This window comes from Allocatelliglobosispora scoriae (assembly GCF_014204945.1).
Classification (GTDB): domain Bacteria; phylum Actinomycetota; class Actinomycetes; order Mycobacteriales; family Micromonosporaceae; genus Allocatelliglobosispora; species Allocatelliglobosispora scoriae.
Window position 1 is genome coordinate 2733484 of the sequence record NZ_JACHMN010000003.1, and the last position, 19528, is coordinate 2753011.

Annotated in this window: 17 protein-coding genes, 1 pseudogene and 1 CRISPR repeat array (1 of these 19 cut by a window edge); of the genes and pseudogenes, 6 read left to right on the forward strand and 12 right to left on the reverse strand. The window is 70.7% G+C overall.

Translation table 11 applies throughout. The features are described from left to right. A CRISPR array of direct repeats spans positions 1-572; the repeat unit is 28 nt; unit sequence GTGCTCCCCGCGCATGCGGGGGTGATCC; it begins 934 nt to the left of the window's first position. A gap of 338 nt (positions 573-910) precedes the next feature. Further along, positions 911-1612: a hypothetical protein gene (locus tag F4553_RS38385; protein WP_246467605.1), complete on the reverse strand. Its 702-nt coding sequence runs from the start codon at positions 1610-1612 to the stop codon at positions 911-913. A 53-nt stretch (positions 1613-1665) separates the two neighbouring features. Then, entirely contained in the window at positions 1666-1812 is a 147-nt protein-coding gene (locus tag F4553_RS38390) for a hypothetical protein (protein WP_184846400.1), read from the reverse strand. A 159-nt stretch (positions 1813-1971) separates the two neighbouring features. Between F4553_RS38390 and F4553_RS38395 the strand changes: the two genes are divergently transcribed. Beyond that, positions 1972-4122 (forward strand): N-6 DNA methylase, encoded by a 2151-nt coding sequence (locus F4553_RS38395; RefSeq protein WP_184846402.1) that lies wholly within the window; start codon positions 1972-1974, stop codon positions 4120-4122. A 69-nt stretch (positions 4123-4191) separates the two neighbouring features. Here F4553_RS38395 and F4553_RS38400 read toward each other — a convergent pair whose 3' ends face one another. The 4 genes from F4553_RS38400 to F4553_RS38415 form a co-directional block, all read right to left on the reverse strand. Further along, positions 4192-6078 carry a pectate lyase-like domain-containing protein gene (locus tag F4553_RS38400; protein ID WP_184846404.1) on the reverse strand — a complete coding sequence of 629 codons (1887 nt, stop codon included), beginning with the start codon at positions 6076-6078 and terminating at the stop codon, positions 4192-4194. Between the two features lie 218 nt (positions 6079-6296). After that, positions 6297-7484, reverse strand: a complete 1188-nt coding sequence (locus F4553_RS38405) for an FAD-dependent monooxygenase (protein ID WP_184846407.1) — start codon at positions 7482-7484, stop codon at positions 6297-6299. Between the two features lie 54 nt (positions 7485-7538). After that, on the reverse strand, positions 7539-7772 hold the full coding sequence (locus tag F4553_RS38410) for a hypothetical protein (protein ID WP_184846409.1): 234 nt from the start codon (positions 7770-7772) through the stop codon (positions 7539-7541). A 77-nt stretch (positions 7773-7849) separates the two neighbouring features. Next, positions 7850-8428 carry a hypothetical protein gene (locus F4553_RS38415; RefSeq protein WP_184846411.1) on the reverse strand — a complete coding sequence of 193 codons (579 nt, stop codon included), beginning with the start codon at positions 8426-8428 and terminating at the stop codon, positions 7850-7852. A 37-nt stretch (positions 8429-8465) separates the two neighbouring features. On the opposite strand from F4553_RS38415, the gene F4553_RS41545 reads away from it, so the two are divergent. Both F4553_RS41545 and F4553_RS41550 read left to right on the forward strand, forming a co-directional pair. Continuing rightward, positions 8466-9239 (forward strand): hypothetical protein, encoded by a 774-nt coding sequence (locus tag F4553_RS41545; protein WP_246467607.1) that lies wholly within the window; start codon positions 8466-8468, stop codon positions 9237-9239. Next, on the forward strand, positions 9236-9613 hold the full coding sequence (locus F4553_RS41550) for a GntR family transcriptional regulator (protein ID WP_312875549.1): 378 nt from the start codon (positions 9236-9238) through the stop codon (positions 9611-9613). Before F4553_RS41545 ends, F4553_RS41550 begins: the two co-directional genes overlap by 4 nt. A gap of 55 nt (positions 9614-9668) precedes the next feature. Here the strand turns inward: F4553_RS41550 and F4553_RS38425 are convergent, their stop codons facing one another. Beyond that, on the reverse strand, positions 9669-11954 hold the full coding sequence (locus tag F4553_RS38425) for an exo-beta-d-1,3/1,6-glucosidase (RefSeq protein WP_184846413.1): 2286 nt from the start codon (positions 11952-11954) through the stop codon (positions 9669-9671). 343 nt (positions 11955-12297) lie between these two features. Continuing rightward, positions 12298-12696 carry a BlaI/MecI/CopY family transcriptional regulator gene (locus F4553_RS38430; RefSeq protein ID WP_184846415.1) on the reverse strand — a complete coding sequence of 133 codons (399 nt, stop codon included), beginning with the start codon at positions 12694-12696 and terminating at the stop codon, positions 12298-12300. A 52-nt stretch (positions 12697-12748) separates the two neighbouring features. Between F4553_RS38430 and F4553_RS38435 the strand changes: the two genes are divergently transcribed. Further along, entirely contained in the window at positions 12749-13651 is a 903-nt protein-coding gene (locus F4553_RS38435; RefSeq protein WP_184846417.1) for a M56 family metallopeptidase, read from the forward strand. Positions 13652-13878: 227 nt separating this feature from the next. Beyond that, the gene (locus F4553_RS38440; RefSeq protein ID WP_184846419.1) at positions 13879-14376 is read left to right on the forward strand and encodes a hypothetical protein; all 498 of its coding nucleotides are present in this window, start codon (positions 13879-13881) and stop codon (positions 14374-14376) included. A gap of 38 nt (positions 14377-14414) precedes the next feature. Here F4553_RS38440 and F4553_RS38445 read toward each other — a convergent pair whose 3' ends face one another. Beyond that, positions 14415-16937 (reverse strand): ATP-binding protein, encoded by a 2523-nt coding sequence (locus tag F4553_RS38445; protein ID WP_184846421.1) that lies wholly within the window; start codon positions 16935-16937, stop codon positions 14415-14417. Positions 16938-17017: 80 nt separating this feature from the next. Between F4553_RS38445 and F4553_RS38450 the strand changes: the two genes are divergently transcribed. Continuing rightward, positions 17018-18193, forward strand: coding sequence for a cytochrome P450 family protein (locus F4553_RS38450; RefSeq protein ID WP_184846423.1), 1176 nt, complete (start codon positions 17018-17020; stop codon positions 18191-18193). A 44-nt stretch (positions 18194-18237) separates the two neighbouring features. Here the strand turns inward: F4553_RS38450 and F4553_RS41560 are convergent, their stop codons facing one another. From F4553_RS41560 to F4553_RS38460, 3 genes and pseudogenes are all read right to left on the reverse strand, one after another. Next, positions 18238-18714 (reverse strand): DUF5753 domain-containing protein, encoded by a 477-nt coding sequence (locus F4553_RS41560; RefSeq protein WP_246468024.1) that lies wholly within the window; start codon positions 18712-18714, stop codon positions 18238-18240. A 121-nt stretch (positions 18715-18835) separates the two neighbouring features. Further along, positions 18836-19057: pseudogene (locus F4553_RS41565) on the reverse strand (helix-turn-helix domain-containing protein); the annotation flags it as partial. Next, on the reverse strand, positions 18978-19496 hold the full coding sequence (locus F4553_RS38460; RefSeq protein ID WP_184846425.1) for a DUF6879 family protein: 519 nt from the start codon (positions 19494-19496) through the stop codon (positions 18978-18980). The pseudogene F4553_RS41565 and the gene F4553_RS38460, both read right to left, overlap by 80 nt. Between the last annotated feature and the right edge of the window lie 32 nt (positions 19497-19528).

Genomic DNA, 19528 nt, shown 5'->3' on the forward strand with positions numbered 1-19528 from the left:
GGGGTGATCCCGCCACGCCGCACCCCATCGCCATCTGGCCGGCGGACGCCCCCGATGTGCTCCCCGCGCATGCGGGGGTGATCCCGCCGTGCACGCGTCGCTGCGGGCGCACGGATGGTGCTCCCCGCGCATGCGGGGGTGATCCGCGGAGAACGACGAGGACCTTGCGGCGGTCCTCGTGCTCCCCGCGCATGCGGGGGTGATCCCGGGGGGCATGGGGGCGAACCCGGGCACGGGATGTGCTCCCCGCGCATGCGGGGGTGATCCCGGCGGCCGCCTACGGGGCAGGCGCACCGGGCCGTGCTCCCCGCGCATGCGGGGGTGATCCGGCCTGCGGCTGACGGGTCGACGCACCACCACTGTGCTCCCCGCGCATGCGGGGGTGATCCCCCGCATCCTCGGCCTGCTCCACGAGGACACCCGTGCTCGCCGCGCATGCGGGGGTGATCCCGCCACGTGCCACCACGGGTAGTCCCGGTGCGCGTGCTCCCCGCGCATGCGGGGGTGATCCCTGGAGGTTCGGGCGATGGCTGTAGCTGTGGATGTGCTCCCCGCGCATGCGGGGGTGATCCCCACGATTTCGGTCTCGCCCCGGGCGCTGAGCTGTGCTCCCCGGCGCATCCGGGGTGATCCGTAAATCGAGACGAACCCAGTGGCCGACATGGTCGGCTCCCGCACTTGCGGGGGTGATCCGGGGCAGAACACCCCCACCGGGTCGACCTGTTGTGCTCCCTGCGCTTGCGGGGGTGATCCAGAGCTGTTCAGTGAAGCAGAGCGAGAACCACAGGCTTCCTCGACAGGCGCGATCCGATGATAGGAAAGCCCGGCCGCTCCCGCCTGCCGCGCGCTGCCACGGTCCCGAACGCGTCCGAATCGTGGCAGCCGCAGACCGTACGTTGATCGCCGTGAATCACGCGAATGCGGGCTCCCCTCCCAACCGCACGGAGCTCGGATCGCTGAAGTTCTTCGGCAGGAGCACGACCTTCTGCTCAGGAAAGCAATGCCCTCCATAGTGGAATGACTGCGCACAGCTCTGTCCGCGAGTCTCCGTGGTCAGAGCCCGCCGGGCGAGCGCCGAATACATGAAGCAGTGCTTCAACCACGCGGCCTCCTCGCCGTCCCGGCTGAATCCTCGGCCACTCGCCGCATGCCCGAATGCGTCATGAACGGCGCGGAACATGTCGTTCTCCCGGTCGGTCAGGAGCGGATGCGGGTTGCCGGCTCCCCTGGTGGAGAAGACCTTCAGCCGCCGCTCCGACAGGTCGTGCGTCATGGATTCCGCGTCGCTGTAGGGATCTGTCTCCGTGAACTCGACGGTGACCCCGAGGCTGCCGACCTTCGTGCTGCCGACGAGGAAGCCGAACTGCTGGATGGTCTCCCGGCGGAAAGCCTCGTAGGCGGCGAACGCGGATTCGTCCCAGGTGGGGGCTGCCATGTATGCGTTCGAGATGAGCTGGCCGAGGGCCGGGTCCAGGCTCACGCGCCGGTAGTCGATGCGCAGTGGCGTGACGCCGATCGTCCTAGAGTAGAGCTGAGAACCCTCGGCCAGATAGGCGACGGGCGGGAACTGATCGAGCTGCGCAGTCGCTGTCGAGGTTGGCAGAGCGGACAACGGTGTTCATGGTCCTCCTTCGGGTCACGGGATCGGTGGTGGCGGCAAGGCGATCAGGCAGAAGCGCTGACCGGTTCGAGAGGCTGGTTCACCTGCTCTTTGCGAATGATTTCACCGAGGACGCGGATCTCGGAGACGCGGCGGTCCCGTTCGATTTTGGCGATCTTTCCGATCGTGGTGCTGTGCCCTCGGCGTCCCATCGGATCTCCCTTGTCGACTGCCCGGTGTTTCCCGGGCTCCACCAGCAAAGCACCCGCAAGCGGCGGGCGTCAAGGGGAAATCGCTTGTGAACTTAATACACAAGAATTGACTAACGTGAACCGCATACACAAGCGTACCCAACGTTGTAGGATTCACGAATGGACCGCGACCAGGCCGACAGCTCGAGCCGCCAGGCGACCGTGACCGCGAGCGGCATCGCGAAGATGGCGGCCGTCGGCCGGGCGGCCGTGAGCAACTGGCGCCGCCGCTACGCGGACTTCCCGCTCCCGGTCGGCGGCACGGCGGCGAGCCCGGTCTTCGACGCTGCCGCGATCGAGAGCTGGCTGACCCAGCAGGGGAAGCTGCGCGCCACGTCGACCGGGGAGCTGGTCTGGCGGCACATCGAGAGCTTGACGCAGGCCGCCCACATGGGCGACACACTGTGTCTGGTCGGTGCCTACCTGCTGGCTCAGTCCGGCCAACCGGCACCGGGTCCCCGTGCGCGGCTGCTCTCACCGGAGCGGCTTCTCGCCCGGCTCCGCTCGCGCAACGCCGCACTGGCGGACCTGGTCGGAGAGGTCGCCCCGGCTGCGTGGTCACCGCAGCTGGAGACGATTCTGACGGCGGCCGTGCAGCTCGGCCAGGAGCAGGATCCTGGCGCGGCCTTCGAATATCTCCACACGCAGTACGTCACGTCGACCCGATCGCTGACCGGCCCCGACGCCACCCCGGACGATGTCGCCGAGATCATGGTGATGCTCGCCAGCTCCGGGCCGCGGATCTTCGATTTCTCCAGCGGCACCGGCTCGGTCATGCGGGCAGCGGCCGAGCGGGCACTGCATGCCGGGGTGGGGTTCCAGTGCTTCGCGCAGGAGATCAAGCGGCAGCACGCGTTGACGACGCTGCTGCGGGTGTGGTTCGTCTACGAGGAAGCGGTCAGGGCCGGCCTTCCGGCCGAACCGCCGGTCGTCTCGGTGGGGGACAGCCTGCTCGCCGACGGCTTCCCGGAGCTGCTCGCCGATGCCGTCGTCGCAAACGCACCGTTCGGCATCCACGACTGGGGCCACGAGAAGCTGGCCTACGATCCACGATGGACATTCGGTCTGCCCCCGCGCACGGAACCCGAGCTCGCCTGGGTCCAGCACGCCCTCGCTCATCTCCTTCCGGGCAAGCGCGCGGTGCTGCTCATGCCCCCTGCGGCCGCAGCGCGGCCGGCCGGTCGGCGTATCCGCAGCGAGCTCGTCCGGCGAGGCGCGCTGCAGGCGGTCATCGCGCTCCCGGCCGGACTCATGCCGCCGGCCGCGATCGGCCTGCATCTGTGGGTTCTGGTCCGGCCGGAGCCCGGGTCGGTTCCCGACCCGAGGCTCCTGTTCGTCGACAGCGCGCAGTCCGCGCCGGGCAAGGCGCCGTCCAGAGCCGAAAACATCGCGTTTGTACGGGAGGTCGTCGAGCGTGCCTGGACGGCCTACGGGAGCGGGGGACCGGATCACGAGTCCGGCATCTACCGGATCGTGCCCGCGGTCGATGTCATCGACGACGAGGTCGACCTGACGCCTCGGCGATATCTGCCGCTGGCGAGCCGCCCGTCGCTCAACGCCGGTGACCTTCGCTCGCAGCTGAAGAGCTTCCGCGATCTGCTCGACGAGATCCGGGACGGGCTGCCGTCGGCCAGGGTCACCGATGCCGAGCCGATGGCGGATGCACCATCCGCGGACATCGCCGACCTCGTCCGATCCGGCAGCCTCTCCGTGCACCGCGCGATCGTCCGCACCCGCGACGAGCAGCCGGAGAACGGACCGCAGGTGCCTGCGGTCACCGGTCCCGATGTCGTCGCGGGCGGTCCACCCACCGGGATCGCTTCGCAGGGGGCGGATCAGCCCGGCGAGACTCGGATCCGGCCGGATGACGTGCTCATTCCGGTGGTGGCTCGCGAACTGGTCGCCCGGGTCGCGACCCCGGAGCAGGTCGGTGCGGAGCTCGGTCCGGGCGTGCACGCCGTACGCGTCGACCCTGATGTTCTTGATCCTTGGTTTCTCGCCGGGGTGCTGTCGCGCACCGACAACGCGCGGCTCGGCGGCCGGGTCTCGACGACGGCGGCGGGCATGCTGCGCATCGACGTGCGGCGGCTCGCGATCCCGGTGCTCCCCATCGCGACCCAGCGGACATACGGGGCCGCCTTCCGCGACCTCGCCGCCTTTCAGATCGCGCTCGCCACGGCGGTGCGGCAGGGCCGCGACCTGACACGGGACCTGACCGACGGGCTGGCGGGCGGTCTGATCTCGGTGGAGTTCGGCGGCGAACCCGGCTGAGGCTGGGGAAAACGTGACGGGCGGGCCGGATTGCTCCGACCCGCCCGCGTTGACATCCCGCCGCCGACGTTACGGCGTCGGGTAGTCGGTGATGTAGACCGGCACACCGATGCCGGTGGTGTCGGCCGGACCGCCGAACCCGTTGACCACGTGGTCGATGATGCCCGCGCTCAGGTTCACCGTCATGATGTGGTGCAGCTGGACGCCGGGCCGGTTCGGCACCTCGAACCCGTTCTCCGTGTGGATCGACGGGTTGTTCTGGTTGAACACGTAGACGCCCGCGCCGTAGAGGTTGTGGGTGCGTACGTGGCTGCCGACCTTGTAACCGGCGTACCCCTCGACCGAGCCGTTCATCCAATCCGCCTGCGTCGGCGGGTCGTAGGGCAGCTCGTTCTGGTAGAGGATGGTGGTGCCGTGCTCGCCGTTCCAGACGGTGTTGTATTTCTGGAAGTGCTCGACGAACAGGCCGGTCGCGGTGACGTTGTCACCGTTGATGACCGCGCCGTAGCGTCCGGTGTTGGTGTTCCAGCGCTGCGTGTCGGTGAAGCCTTCCACGCCGTGGTCGCCACGCCATACCCAGGCGTGGTCGATGATCACGTTGTCGCTGTTGACCTGCAGTGCCGTGTCGGCCTTGCCGATGTGCGGACCGCCGACCCGGAAGTAGAGGTCGGACAGCGTGGTCGGGTTCGATGCCGAGCCCGAGTGGCCGTGGCCGTTCTTCTTGCCGACCCGCACCAGGACCGGCGACTCCTTGAGGCCCGCGTCGACGGTGACTCCGGCGATGACGATGCCGTCCTCGTCGGCGATGTCGAGCGGGGTGGAGCCCTTGACGGCGGTGAGGGTGGCGTGACCGAGGCCGAGGACGACGGTGTTGCGCTGCTTGACCTCGATGCTGCGGTCGATGTCGTAGACACCGGGGGTCAGGATCAGGTTCTTGCCGTGGGCGAGTTCCTTGTTGATCTCCTTGATGGAGTCGCCCGGCTTGGCGATGTAGAAGTCGCGCAGCGGCACTGTCCGGCCGGGGGTGAGCCCGGCGCCCCAGCTGATGCCGCTGCTGTTGGTCTGCGCCGACGGCACCCGGACGGCGAGCTTGCCGTCGGCGTCGGTGAAGAGGTACGGCTTCTCCCGGCTGACCGGTGTCGTCGCCAGCGTGGTGTAGGGCGAGGTCGGGAAGTCGGCCTCGCTGGGTGCGCCGACCACACCGGAGAACACCTGGTTCCACACGCCGTTGGACCAGCCGGCGACCTCGCTGTTGCGCACCAGCCACTGCTGCTGCGATCCGTTGATCGTGAACGGCAGCTTGGAGTCGGCGATGAAGCCACCGCTGGCGTACTGCGGTCCGGCGGTGCAGTAGTCCATCAGCGACAGGTTGGCGCCGGTGATGTTGAGCCGGCGCATCGACACCGCCTGGGACACCGCCCAGAAGTTGGCCGAGGCGCGGCAGCCGTCCTGGCCAGCCGAGTTGACGTTGAGCGTCAGGTTGGACAGGGTACGCCAGAAGTTCACCAGCGCCAGGCAGTTGCTGGTCCCACCGTCGCCGAGGCAGCGGTTGTAGACCTCGAACTTGCCGTTGATCACCACGTCGGTGGGGGAGGCCCCCAGACCGGCGATCTCGGTGTAGTAGCCCACCTTGATCTGCAGCGGCTGCTCCGCAGTGCCGTAGGTGCCCGGCTTGAAGTAGAACGCCAACCGGTTCGTGCCCATCTCGGCATCGATCTGGGCGGCGTTCGCGGCGTCCAGGGCGGCCTGGATCTCGCTGACCGGCGTGGTCGGATCGAAGATGGTGACGTTCGATCCGAGGTCCGGCGCGCCGTGCGAGGGAGGCGTTGCGCTGGCGCTGCTGGCGACGGCGGTCGAGCCGATGGTGGCCAGCGCCACCAGGCCGATGGCGAGCCTCAACCGCGGTGACCGCCGACCGGCCGGGAGCGCTGTGGTGCCCCTGGGACGTGTGCTCATGGTTGTGTGGGTCCTCTCTGCTGCCCGCTCGCTCGCTGGTCGGGCAGCGCTCTCAATAGGGACGGTGCATGTGGACAGGCTGCTCGGTACGATCGAGGAGAGCGCTCTCTCGACATGCCGAACGCCTGCCCGGGTGTGAGCGAGGGGTGCGCATATTTCTACCCCGAGCGCCTACTGTGCCGCTACGGGTAATCAAGACTTAATTTAAGGCGCTGTGGTCAGCTGTACCGGGGGAGCGCGAAGTCACCCGCGGGCGGCGCCAGCATGGGTCGCAGCAGCCGCGCCACCGGCCGGGTCGATGCCAGGCGCAGCACCGTGTTGAGGCAGCTGATTCCGAAGGCGGTCCGCGGATTGGCGACCCCGGGAGTGCCCGGCGGGAGCTTCTGGGCCTTGGCGGCGTACGGGCGCATGATCTGCTCGTAATCGGCGAACGCCTGCTCGTGCGAGGGCTGCCGACCGAGCTCGCCGGCGAGCACGTACGCGCCGACAAGCGCGAGGCTGGTGCCCATGCCGCTGATCGGGGAGGCGCAGTAGGCGGCGTCGCCGACGACCGCCACCCGCCCGCTCGACCAGCGGTCCATCCGGATCTGGGCGATCGACTCGAAGTAGAAGTCCGGCGAGCCGTCCAGGTGTCGCAGAGCTCGGGGCACCTCCCAGCCGCCGTCGCGGTAGACCCGCCGCAGCAGGTCGCGCTGCGCCGCCGGGTCGAGGTGCTCCTGTCCGTCGGGCGCGGACATGAACGACATCAGCACCCGGGTGGTGCCGAGGTTGTCGGGCCGGAGCATGACGGAGCGGCCGCCGGGCAGGTTGTGCCAGCGCGCCCAGCGGGTGTCGGTGTCGGCGCGCGGGATCGTGAAGTAGCCCATGCTCAGCCCGAGCGGCGTCACCCGCTTCGCGTCCGCGAGGACCAGGTCGCGGGTCGACGACCGCTTCCCGTCGGCGGCGATCACCAGGTCCACGTCGCGGGCGGCACCGTGCTTGAAGCCGACCCGGACCCGGTCACCGGTGTCGTCGATGGCGGTGATCTCGTCGCCGAAGATGTACTCCACATCGTCGCGGGTGCGTTCGTGCAGGATGCGTGCGAGCTCGCCGCGCAGGATCTCCAGGTCCGCGACCGGGCCCTCACCGCCGAACGCTTCGGCGCCGAACGCCGCCTTCACCGCACCCGTCGCGTCGACGAACTGGATGCCGATCTCGCCGGTCGACGCCGCCCGGACGGCGTCCTCGATCCCCATCAGCCGGGCGACCTCGCGGCCCGCCCCGCGCACGTCCACGGTCTGCCCGCCGCCGCGCAGCTGCGGGGCGCGTTCGACGACGATGACCCGCAGGCCGGCCCGGTGCAGCCAGAACGCCAGCGTGGGGCCGGCGATGCTGGCCCCTGAGATGAGGACTGTCCGACGGGCCATCGGCCCAGTTTTGCCTATCGATGGCCGAATCGGCCTATCGGATCGCCGATGGCCCTAGAAATTGTCGAGGGACGTGATCTGGGGGAGATCCCGTCCGGGGAAGCGCCGCAGATATTCGCTCTGCAGCTCCACCAGCTCGTTGAGGAGCTGGCTGTCGACGCTGCTCAGGGCAAGCGCCCGCTTGTACGCGTCGAACGCCATCGCTGTCTGTCTGACGAGCTCTCCGTCGTCGAGGGTCGATGCCGAGGGTTGATCGGCGTCGGGCACGGGAAGAAAGGCAACACTCATCGTCAGTCCTCTCGGGGGGCCGAAGCGCTCTCATACCCCCTTTTCCCGCTCCTAATCCTCCGCCGGCATGACAATTTTCAGGGCCGCGCCCGGCCGCACGCCTGCGCGGCGAGGACTACCTGCCAGGGAACGAGGTAGGGATCTGCTCCGGAGTAGGTGTAGGAGGTGGGCGCCGCGGCGGACGTGGTCCCGAGCGGGTGGACCCACACCCGCTGCGCGCCGATGAACCGATCCACCCAGACCGGCACCGGCCAGTCGAGGGTGGGCACGTCGTCGCAGCCTGTTACCTGGTAGGCGACGGTCATCTCGATCCTCTCGCCGGGCACGAGGACGAACGGCACGGCCGGGGTGGTGCGGGTGAGCAGCAGTCCGGGTCCGCTGCGCCCGATGTCGGCCACGATCACCGACTGGATTCCTTCGTTGGCGACCTCGAGCGAGAGTTCGAACGTGTGCGCCGCGCTGTCGGCGCTCGAGCCCTGCCCGCCGACGAGGACGAGGCGGGGCCAGACGACGCCGGTCGTCCATCCGGCGACCGCGAGCAGGCAGAGCACCAGCGCGGCGGCTCCGGCAGCCGCAAGTCGCCGACTGGTACGCCGGGGGAGCCGCCCGGCATGGTGATCGAGGCTCTGCCACACGCTGTCGCTGACGAGGGTCATGCGAGCCAATGTAGCAAACAACTGATACATTGAAAGGGTGGAGATGACGACGTTCCGGATCGCGGTCACCGGTGGGCTCATGGCCCTCGCCGTCCTGCTCGCCTGGTGGTGGGCGCACGGTCCGATGTCGAGAGCCCGGCTGGCGGGATTCTCCCGGCAGCACGGCCTGCCGATCACGACGGGCAACGGCGACCGGGTCATCGCCTACCTGGCGATCACGCGCCGGTGGCGCTGCGCGGGTGCCGCCACGGGGGCGGTCACCTCCGCGGCGCTGCGGCTGTTCACCGGCGAGCCCGGCATCGACGTCATCTCGGTCTTCGCCGGGTGGTTCGCCGGAGCGCTCGTCGCCGAGCTGCTCCTAGCCCCCACGCCGACGGGGGTGCGCCGCTCGGCGTCGCTCGCCGTGCGCCGGGCCGGTGACTACGTGCACCCCGTCGTCTGGGCGCTGCCGCTCGTCGCGGCGGCGGGGTGGGCGGTCGCGACGGCATGGACGCTGTTCGCCGGGCGCCCGTCGGCCTGGGCCCTCGCCGCGCTGGCCGTGCTCGTGCCGGTCCTGCTGGTCCGGCATCGGGTCCTGCTGCGCCCGCAGCCGGCCGGTCCCGCCGATGTGACGGACGCCGAGACGGCGATCAGGTCCAGGTCGCTGCGGGTGCTCTGCTCCGCCGGGTTCGCGCTGGCGTCCTACTGTGCGCTCGTCGCGCTGCCGACCGACGATTCCGTCGCGGTGACCGTGGCGGCGCTGCTGGTGCTGGTCGTCGCCCGGTTCGCCGGGGCGGTCGTGCCGAGCCGCTACCGGATCCGCCCCGCGTGATCATCGAGGTCGACACGGCCGGTCCGGTTCCGCCCTATGAGCAGATCCGGCAGCAGGTCACCGTCCTGATCGAGACTGGCGTACTGGTGCCGGGGACGAGGTTGCCGCCGGTCCGCCAGCTCGCCGCCGACCTCGGCCTCGCGGTGGGCACGGTCGCCCGGTCCTATCGCGAGCTGGAGGCGGCCGGGCTCGTCACGGCCCGCGTGCGCACCGGCACCGTCGTCGCCGACCGGCCGCGCCTGACGCCCGCCCAGTCGCGAAGCCTCCTGGTCACAGCAGCCGATGAGTACGCCGCACTCGCCCGCCGCCTCGGCATCGGCCCGCAGGAGGCCCATGACATCGCCGGGACCGCCCTGTCCGCCGACGGATCCTGATCGGGCCGGCAAGATCGGCGCAACTCTTGAAGAGTTGCGCCGATCTTGCAGCTCGCTAGGCGACGGTGAATCCGACGCGCAGCAGGTCCTCGTCGCGGGACGACGCGCCGACGAGCAGCTCGAAGGCGCCCGCCTCGACGACGCGCTCGCCGGCCGCGTTGACGAAGGTGCAGTCGGCGACGGGCAGGTCGATCTCGAGGACCCGGGTCTCGCCGGGCGCCAGCGGCACCTGCCGGTAGGCCTTGAGCTCCTTCTCCGCCCACGTCGCCGAGGTGACCGTGTCGCTGACGTAGACCTGGACGGTCTCGACGGCGGGGCGGGTGCCGGTGTTGCGCAGGGTGACCTGGGCGGACACCGTGTCGCCGGTGGCGAGCGCGGCGGTGGCGAGGCGCAGGTCGGCGTACTCGATGGTGGTGTAGCTCTTGCCCTCGCCGAAGGCGAAGGCCGGGACCTGGGTGAGGTCGGCATACCGCGTGCCGTGCTGGCCGCGGATCTGGTTGTAGTAGGTGGGCTGCTGGCCGGCGTGGCGGGCGAAGGAGATCGGCAGGCGGCCGACGGGCTCGATGAGGCCGAGCGCGAGCTCGGCGATGGCCCGGCCGCCGCGCATGCCCGGGTTGGCGGCGTAGACGATCGCGGCGGCACCGTGGGTGGACGGCGGCAGGACCAGCGGCTTGGAGCTGATCAGGACCACGACCAGGGGCTTGCCGGTCGCCGCGAGCGCGTCGAGCAGCGCGACCTGGCCGCCGATGAGCTCCAGGGTGGCGGTGGACTTGCCCTCGCCGACGAGCTCGATGCAGTCGCCGACGACCGCGACGACGTAGTCGGCGGCGAGCGCCGTCGTCACGGCGTTGGCGATCAGGCCCTGGTCGGGCTGGGCGGGCTGGATGACGTGCGGGCGGGGCTGGCCGTCGGGGAAGAACTCGCCCTCGGGGTCGGGTCCGGTGCTGAGGATGTCGGCGCCGCGCGCGTGGGTGACGGTCCACCCGGCCGGAACGTGGTCGCGGAAGCCGTCGAGGACGGTCTGGATCATGTGGCGGGGGTGGCCCTCGGGCAGCCACTCGGCCTGGCCGGAAGCGCCCGCCCAGTCGCCGAGCTGGGTGTGCGGGTCATCGGCGTTGGGTCCGATGATCGCGATCGTGCGCGGGGCGGCGTCGCCGCCGGTGCCCCGGCCGTCGGGGCCCGCGGTGAAACCGCCGGACAGGGGCAGGGTGCCGTCGTTGCGGAGCAGGACGAGCGACTGCCGGGCGACCTCGAGGTTGATGGCGGCGTGCTCGGCGCTGCCGATCACCTCGGCCTGGCGGGCCCGGTCGGGGCGGCGCGGGTTCTCGAAGAGGCCGAGCTCGAACTTGAGGGTGAGGATGCGCCGGACCGCGCCGTCGATCTCCTTCTCCTCCAGCAGGCCCTTGGCGACGGCGTCCAGCGCGCCCTCGAAGAAGCCGGGCGTCGTCATCACCATGTCGTTGCCCGCCTTGACGGCTGCCGTCGCGGCCTCGGTGTAGTCGGCGCAGACGTGCTGCTCCCAGACCATCCTGCCAACGTTGTCCCAGTCGGTGACGAGCGTCCCGGTGTAGCCCCACTCGCCGCGCAGGACCTCGCCGAGCAGCCAGTTGTTGATGGTGATCGGAACGCCGTCCATCGACTGGTAGCCGAGCATGAAGGTGCGGCAGCCCTCGCGGGCGACACGCTCGAACGGCGGCAGGAACCACGAGCGCAGCTTGCGGCGGGAGATGTCGGCCTCGCTGGCGTCGCGGCCGCCCTGCGTCTCGGAGTAGCCGGCGAAGTGCTTGGCGCAGGCGAGGATCGCGGTCGGATCGGCGAGGCCGTCGCCCTGGTAGCCGCGGACCATCGCCGAGGCGAGCTCGCCGATGAGGAAGGGGTCCTCGCCGAAGGTCTCGCTGATCCGGCCCCAGCGCAGGTCGCGACCGATGCACAGGACGGGGGAGAAGGTCCAGTGGATGCCGGTCGCGGCGACCTCGACGGCGGTGGCGCGGGCGACGCGCTCGACGAGTTCGGCGTTCCAGGTCGCGGCCATGCCGAGCTGGGTGGGGTAGATCGTGGCGCCCTCGAAGAAGGAGTGGCCGTGGATGCAGTCCTCGGCGACGAGCAGCGGGATGCCCAGCCGGGTCTGTCCGGCGAGCTCGGCCGCCTCGACGACCCGGTCGGGCGATGCGTGCAGGATCGACCCCACATGCATCTCCTCGATCAGAGGGCTGACGCCGTAACGTGCCGTGAGCTGGAGCATCTGCCCCACCTTCTCGGGCAGCGTCATTCGTCCGATGAGGTCGGTGACCCGCTCGGCGATCGCCAGGGAGGGGTCGAGGTAGGGCAGCGGGGTGTTCACGAGGAGTTCCTTTCACGCCTGCGGCGGACCAGCGGCACGATTGTCGGGCTGTGCCGGGGAAATGATCAAGGGGTGGCCTGGCTGCGATGCGTCGTCGGCACGTCCGCCGTGTGGTGGACGCGCTGATGGTCGGACGCGCCCGACGTCGTCGGCGGGCTGCCGGCTGGGCCGTCGCCTGGTCGCGGAGGTGAACACGCTGGCGGTCGGAGTCCTGGCACCCCGTATCCTGCCACCCCCGCGTCCTTGACCACGTCTTAGTTAAACATCTGACAAAAGTCTCTACTGCCCCGAGGGGCCGGTCTTGACGAAATTGATATCCCTGAATTGCATCTGGGCTGGACGACTATGACTCGGGTTGCTCGCGCAGCAGATCGCGCAGGATCTCCTCGTCACGCCGGTCGAGACCGCCGACGAAGCGGCGCAGCACCGACGTGTGGTCGGACTCCGCGGCCAGGATCCGCGACATCCGCTCCGCGACGAGACCGGCCGCGTCCTGCACCGCGCCGTAGCGGTAGGCCCGCCCGACGCGCTCGCGGCGTACGGCGCCCTTGTCGTGCAGGCGGGTCAGCGTGGTCACCACGGTGCTGTAGGCGAGGGACGCGGGTTCCAGCCGGTCGCGTACCTCGCCGGGGGTCAGCGCCGTCCCCGCCTCGATGAGGACGGTGACGATCTGGGATTCGAGCTGACCGGAGCGTCGCCGACCGCCCGGATCGGCATCGGCGGGTGGCGGTGAGGTGCTCATCGCCGCCGACTCTATCCGTGGCAGACTCGACCGGTCGGCAGGGGAGGCGGGCATGTTCGATCACTTCGTCTGGTCGGTACTCGTGGTCCCGCCGCTGATCGTGGTCGCGGTCCGGCTCGTCGCCGACCGCCTGCGCCCGGCCACCGCCGCCGTCGTCGTGGCCTGGTCCGCAGCCGTCGCCGCCGTCGCCAGCCTGTTCAACCTGGCGCTGCTCACCGCCAAGGCGATCGCGCAGACGCCCGCGGTCGCCGCCGCGTTCGGCCTGTCGCCGCACCTCGTCGCCCACGACACCGCCCACGTCGCCTGGGTGCCGCCGGTCAGCGCCGGGCTGCTCGTCGCCTCCGTGTCGTCGGTGCTCTGGAGCCGGCACCGGCGCCGCCGCGTCCTCGCCGCGGCCGCGGAGCTGCTCCCGGGTGGCGGCGGCCCGGTCGTCGAGATCCACGATGCCCGCGCGCAGGCCTTCGCCGTCCCCGGCGATCCCGGCCGGATCGTCGTCACCACCGGGATGCGCGGGCTGCTCACCGGGCCGCAGTTCGAGGCGCTGCTCGCTCACGAGCACGCCCACCTCGACGGCCGCCATCATCGGCTCGTCGCGCTCGCCGACTTCGCCGCATCGGCCCACCCCGCACTGCGCTGGGTCGCCCGGCACGTCGGCTACCTGGTGGAGCGGGCCGCCGACGAGCGCGCGGCCGAGACGGTCGGCAGTCGGCGTACGGTCGCGCACGCCATCGGGGTCGCCGCCCTCGCCGGGCACGCCCCCGTCTCGGCCGGGCTGAACGCCGCCTCGTCCGGCGGGGTCACGCCGCGCCGGGTCACCCACCTGCTGCAGCCGCGCCGCCTCGCCCCGCCCGCCTGGCGGCTCCTGCCGGTGCTGCTCGCCGCCGCGTCGGTCGTCTGGACCGGCGAGGCCGCCATCGACCTGGTCCAGCTCCTCACCGCCGCCCGCCTGGTCTGACCCAACCCCGCGGGGTACGCCGCCCCGCCCCCACGTCACGTTGTGCAGCAAAGCGTGGCCATTCTCGCGTCGCAGGCCACGCTTTGCTGCACAACGTGACCGGCGAACGCAGCGGCGGAACCGGCAGTTTGGGCGGCAGTTCAGCGGCACGGATCTGCCCGCCCGACCGGGATCCGGCGAACCTGGTTCCAGGCGAGGCAACCGGCCTCGCAGGAATGAGGAGAACGATGTACCGCAGGATCGGCATCCTTGCCGCAATCATCGCCACCGCCGTCTTCGGGGTCGTGAGCAGCTCGTCCGCTCAACCGCAGCCCACCACCGCCGCCGTCGTGCAGGCCACGTTCCCCCTCGTCGGCGAGGCGGCGAACGGTTTCCGAGATTCGCAGAGCCTCACCGGCACCGGGAAGAAGACGATGGGCCTGGACCTGCCGGCGGGTGCCTACAGCATCACCGCGAAGCTGACCGTCCTCAACAACAACAGCGAGGACATCACGGTCGCCTGCCGGCTGGAGCTCGGCACCAACTTCGACGACAGCTTCACCACGCTGACCGCGGTGAACGAGCGCCGCGTGCTCGCGCTCAACGTCGTCGGCAACCTCGCCGCCTCCGGCGGGACGGCGCTGCGCTGCAACACCAGCTCCGCGACGGCGAACACGACGCTGCTGTTCGTCAAGGTCACCGCGACCCGGCTGAACCAGACCTACGTCAGCGGCCTGATCGGCTGAACGCCCATTGACTGACCGCCGACAGCACCGCAAGATCGTCACAACTCTTGAAGAGTTGTGACGATCTTGCGGTGACGGGTGTTCTCCATCTCGCCGCGCATGATCTGCGCGGCGGCGAGCAGACCGGAAGCGGGATCGCCTGCGTAGAGGGCGATCCCGCTTCCATACCTGTCCACAGGGGAGGGCGGCGTGGTGGCGGTGCGGCCGCGCATCGCGGTGGCGAGACCGAGCAGGAGCGCCGCCGTCTCTGGGTCGGCGGGGGCGATCAGCTCGGCGTGCGACTCGATGACGGGCGCGACCTGGTAGGGCAGGCATCCGCCGCGCAGCGACTCGGCGGCGCCGGTGAGCTCCTCGATCGCCCGGGTGACCTCGCCCGCGCCGCGCAGGACCACGCTGAACCGGGCCCGGACGAGCCCCCGCATCGACCGGTCCTCACCGATCCGGTCCAGCAGCTCGACCGCCCTGGTGGCGAGCGCGACGAGGGCGCCGGTGTCGCCCGACGGCGATTCGCGCAGACGGGCGACGGCGACGATCGACAGCGCGTATGCCTGCAGGCGCGGGTCCTCGGCCCGCCCCAGCACGGTCGCCGCCTCACTGCCGTGGGTGGCCGACGCGAGCCAGCGGCCGTCGGCGAGTGCCAGCTCCGCGAGGTTCATCAGGGTACGGCCGGTGTCCACATCGGATGCACCGGCGCGGCGTTTCGCCTGGAGCGCCTCCCGCATGAGCCGCTGAGCCTCGGGCAGGTCGCCGGTGTTGGCGGTGGCCGCGGCGAGGTTGTTGAGGGCCCGGCCGATCAGGCCGTCCTCACCGTGGGCCTTCGCGGCACCGAGTGCCTGGGTGAGGATCGGCTGGGCCTGCGCGGGGTCGAGCTCGATCGCGAGGCTGCCGAGCAGCATCCCGGCGAGCGCCTGCCCCTCGTGGTCGTCGCACTCGGCCGCCTGCTGCGCCTGCAGGCCCAGGTCGCGAGCGGTCTCCAGGTCGCCGACGTGGTGGCTGAGCCGCCCGGCCCGCACGAGCGCCCGGGACCGGGCCGGAACGGCGGCATCGGCGAGCGCGGTGAGGGTGGCACGGCCCTCGGCGAACCGGCCCCGCAGCTCGAAGAGGCGGTAGAGGGCGTCGACCGTGGCCAGGTCGAACACCGCCGGGTGGTGGTGGCGGGACCAGGTCACGGCGGCACGGACGTTGTCGCGGTCGGGTTCGAGGTCGGCGTACCCGGAGCCGTCCGGGCGTTGGGCCGCGGCCCGCACCCGGCCGAGGTAGTGACCGGAGACGTGCCCGCGCAGGGTGACCGCGTCGGGGTGGAGCGCGAGCTGTTCGGCGGCGAGCTCGCGCATCGCGTCCGGCAGCGTGTAGCGGGTGCCGCCGGGCTCGGCGCGCAGGCGGATGAGGCTCGCGTCGGCGAGATCGGCGAGCGCGCCCAGGACGAGGCCCGGATCGGTGCCGTCGCGGGCGGTGATCTCCTCCAGGTCGGCGAGGCGGACCCCGGCGGGGAAGGCACCGAGCGAGGTGAAGAGGTGTCGGGAGGGTCCGCCGAGCACGTCGAGGCTGGACTCGATCGCCGCGCGCAGGGACCGGTGCCGCGGCGGCGCGTCGCGGGTGTTGCCGCTGAGCACCGCGAGCGGCTGGGCGAGCCGGTCCAGCAGCTCCTGCGGGGAGAGCACCCGCAGCCGTGCCGCCGCCAGCTCCAATCCCAGCGGGAGGCCCTCCACCGCGCGGCAGATCGCCGCGACCGCGCCCGCGTTCTGCGGCGTGAGCGTGAAATCGTGACGGGTCCGCGCGAGGAGCAGCCGCACCGACGGCATCTCGGCGATATCGGGCTCGTCGGGGCCGGGCACGGGCAGCGGATCCAGCCGGAATTCGCGTTCCGAGGCCACCCGCAGCGGCAGCCTGCTGGTGACGACGACGCTGAGCGCCGGGCAGGCGGCGACGAGCCGCGCCACCACCGTGGCGGCGTCGAGCAGGCGTTCGAAGCCGTCCAGGACGAGCACCAGGCGGCTCCCGCGCAGCTCGGCGGCGATCCGGGACACCGGGTCGAGCCGCGACCGCCCACCGGCCCGCACGGACTCGGCGACCACCTCGCCGACGAGCGCCGGATCGTCCAGTGCGGACAGATCGACGAACGCGACCTCGGTGCCGACGCGGCGCAGGTGTGCCGCGAGCTCGGCGGCGAGCCGCGACTTGCCCATGCCACCGGCGCCGGTGAGGGTGACCAGGCGGTGCCGGCGCCCCTGGACGAGGTCGGCGAGGCGCGCCAGCTCGGCCGAGCGTCCCACCATCGGATCGCCGTCCTCGAACGGCTGGGGCACTGCCGGGGGGCGTTCGGCGGCGGCGTCGAGCAGCGCCTGACGGGCCCGGTCGTCGAGGCCCAGCGCGTCGGCGATCGCCCGCAGCGACCAGGCGTGCGGGCGGGTCGTGACGCCTTTCTCCAGGTCGCGGATGGCCCGCTCGCTCAGCCCGGTGCGCTCGGCGAGGGCCCGCTGGCTCAGCCTGGCCGCCCGCCGCAGCCGCACCAGCGACTCCGCCAGCGGCGGCAGCGATCCGGGTACGGGTGTCGACGGCACGCATCGAAACTACCGCGAGGGTCGAAATCCGTGACCCGGATTCCCTGTCCATAGATCGATAGATCGAGCAGAATCGACGCATGGAGCTGACTGAAGCCGAGCTGACCGCGCGCCCGCATGAACTGCTCGCCGAGCTGCGCGCTGCCGCGGCGGCCCACCGGTTCGCAGTCGGCCCCGGCATGGAGGGCTGGATGATCACCGGGTACGACGACGCCCGGCAGGCCCTCGCCGACCCGCGCCTGACCAAGAAGGCCTTCGCGACCAACTCGCCGTTCCCGGTGCTGGTCGACAAGGCGGTCAGCCAGCACATGCTCAACGCCGACCCGCCCGACCACATGCGGCTGCGCAAACTCGCCTCGGCCGCCTTCACCGCCCGCCGCGTCGACGGGCTGCGCCCGAGGGTCCAGGAGATCACCGACGAACTGCTCGATGCGCTCGCCGGTCGGGAGACGGCCGACATCATCGACGACTTCGCCTTCCCGCTGCCGTTCACGGTGATCTGCGAGCTTCTCGGCGTACCGCAGGTGGACCGGGCCAGCTTCCGCGGCTGGTCCAACGCCATCGTCACCAGCAGCCAGGCCGACCCGGGGGCGATGGGCGACGCGGTCACCTCGATCGCGGCCTACTCCCGCGAACTCATCGCCGACAAGCGCCGCAAGCCGGATGATGCCCTGCTCAGCGCCCTCATCGACGCCACCGACAGCGGCGACCGGCTCACCGAGGACGAGCTCACCTCGCTCGTCTTCCTGCTGCTGGTCGCGGGGCACGAGACGACGGTCAACCTCATCGGCAACGCGCTCTACCTCCTGTTGCAGCGCCCCGAGACCGCGGCCGCGCTCGCCGCCGACGCCACGCTCATGCCGGCGGCGATCGAGGAGGTCCTGCGGTTCGAGAGCCCGGTCAAGACCTCCACCTTCCGGATGACCGAGGAGCCGGTGACCTACGGCGGCCAGACCATCCCGGCCGGGCAGATCGTCGCCATCTCGCTGCTCTCGGCGAACCACGACGGCGCGGTCTTCGCCGAAGCGGAGGCCTTCGACCCGGCTCGCGCCAGGACGCAGCAGAACCTCGCCTTCGGCTACGGCATCCACTACTGCCTGGGCGCGCCGCTGGCCCGGCTGGAGGGTGAGATCGCCGTCGGCTCGCTGCTGCGCCGGTTCCCGGGGATGCGGTTGGAGGGGTCGCTCGACGGGCTCCAGTGGCGGCCGGGCATCCTGCTCCGCGGCCTGGAGCACCTGCCGGTCCGGCTCTCCTAGAAGCGGGAGGGCCGAGCCGCAGCCGGTAGTACCCAGGCCGCGCTCTACTCCATCGCGGCCTGCTGCAGGAACTCATGCCTGGCCTTGGCGATCAACGCTCTCGCGTTGCGACCCAGCGCTGCAGCCTGTCGCATTCTCTCGAAGGCCACCAGATACGACTCGATCTCTTCGGGCCGAGTGATGTCCAGCCCTGCCGTCAGCGTCTCGACCTGTACGAGTGTGTCGTCGAACATCCAGAACGAGTTCTGCGTGTGCGCGCCCATCCCGCAGGTCGCCGGGATGATCCCCAGGGATACGCGCGGCAGTCCCATGACCTCCACCATGCGATCGAGCTGCTCGACCATCCCGCTCGCGGATGGAACCTGGCTATAGAGCACCTGCTCTGCCAGCAGGAAGACGAACCGGCGGTCGCCCTCGTACAGCACGCGCTGCCGTTGCATCCTGATGGCGTTGGCGGTTTCGACGTCGTCCTCGGGCAGCGCCTGGCAGTTGCAGGTGGCGTAGGCCGCGGCGGGCGTCATGGCGGTAGTCGCGATAGAGGGTGTCGACGGCACGCATCTGCGCGATGAGGTCGGGTGCCTGCAGGTCCGCGCCACACGCGGCACACCAGGCTCGGATGTCGGCGTCCGAGAGGCTTTGCCCGCCGTGCTCGACGCGAGACACCTTCGTAGGGTGGAATCCGGTCGCGTCAGCGAGTTGCCGCCCCGAAAGACCCGCGTCAAGGCGGATCTCCCGGAGACGGTTGCCGAATGCTTCTCTCGCTCGCTGTTCTTTGCCAGACACTTCAGCCGGGCTTGTACTCGCGGTGTGGCACACCGAGCTGCCATACGGCCTCGAACGCTGTGGTGCACAGCTCGATGTCATGGGGGTCCGTGCTGGTCGTGAAGTCGATGTTGCGGCCGTTGCCGGCGTAGTGATGGAAGATCACCACTCGGTGATCAAGCATCCAGAAGTCGTTTCCGGGGAACGCGATCGAGGAGACCAGCCGGCGCGGCACCCAGCGGTGGTCCTCGCCTGCGTCCTGGATCGGCCCGGAGACTTCATAGGCCCAGCGCTGGTAATCCGATAATGGCTCGGAAATGACGCGGGCACGCCGCAGCGACTTGCCCGCAGCGACGAAATCTCGCACGTCATCGCACCACGGCTGCAGCCATGCCAGATCATCGGGCTCGCCTGCAGCCCAGGCAGCCATGTGCGGCAGTTCGACCTCGGTTCCGTACGCGTCGCGCATCTCCAGGTGCACTGACTCGCGGTCGAAGCGTCGGATCGTCGCCTCGAACTCGGCTACGGTCAGGCTCGCCATTCAGTCTCCTTGCGTGAAGAACTGGATCATTC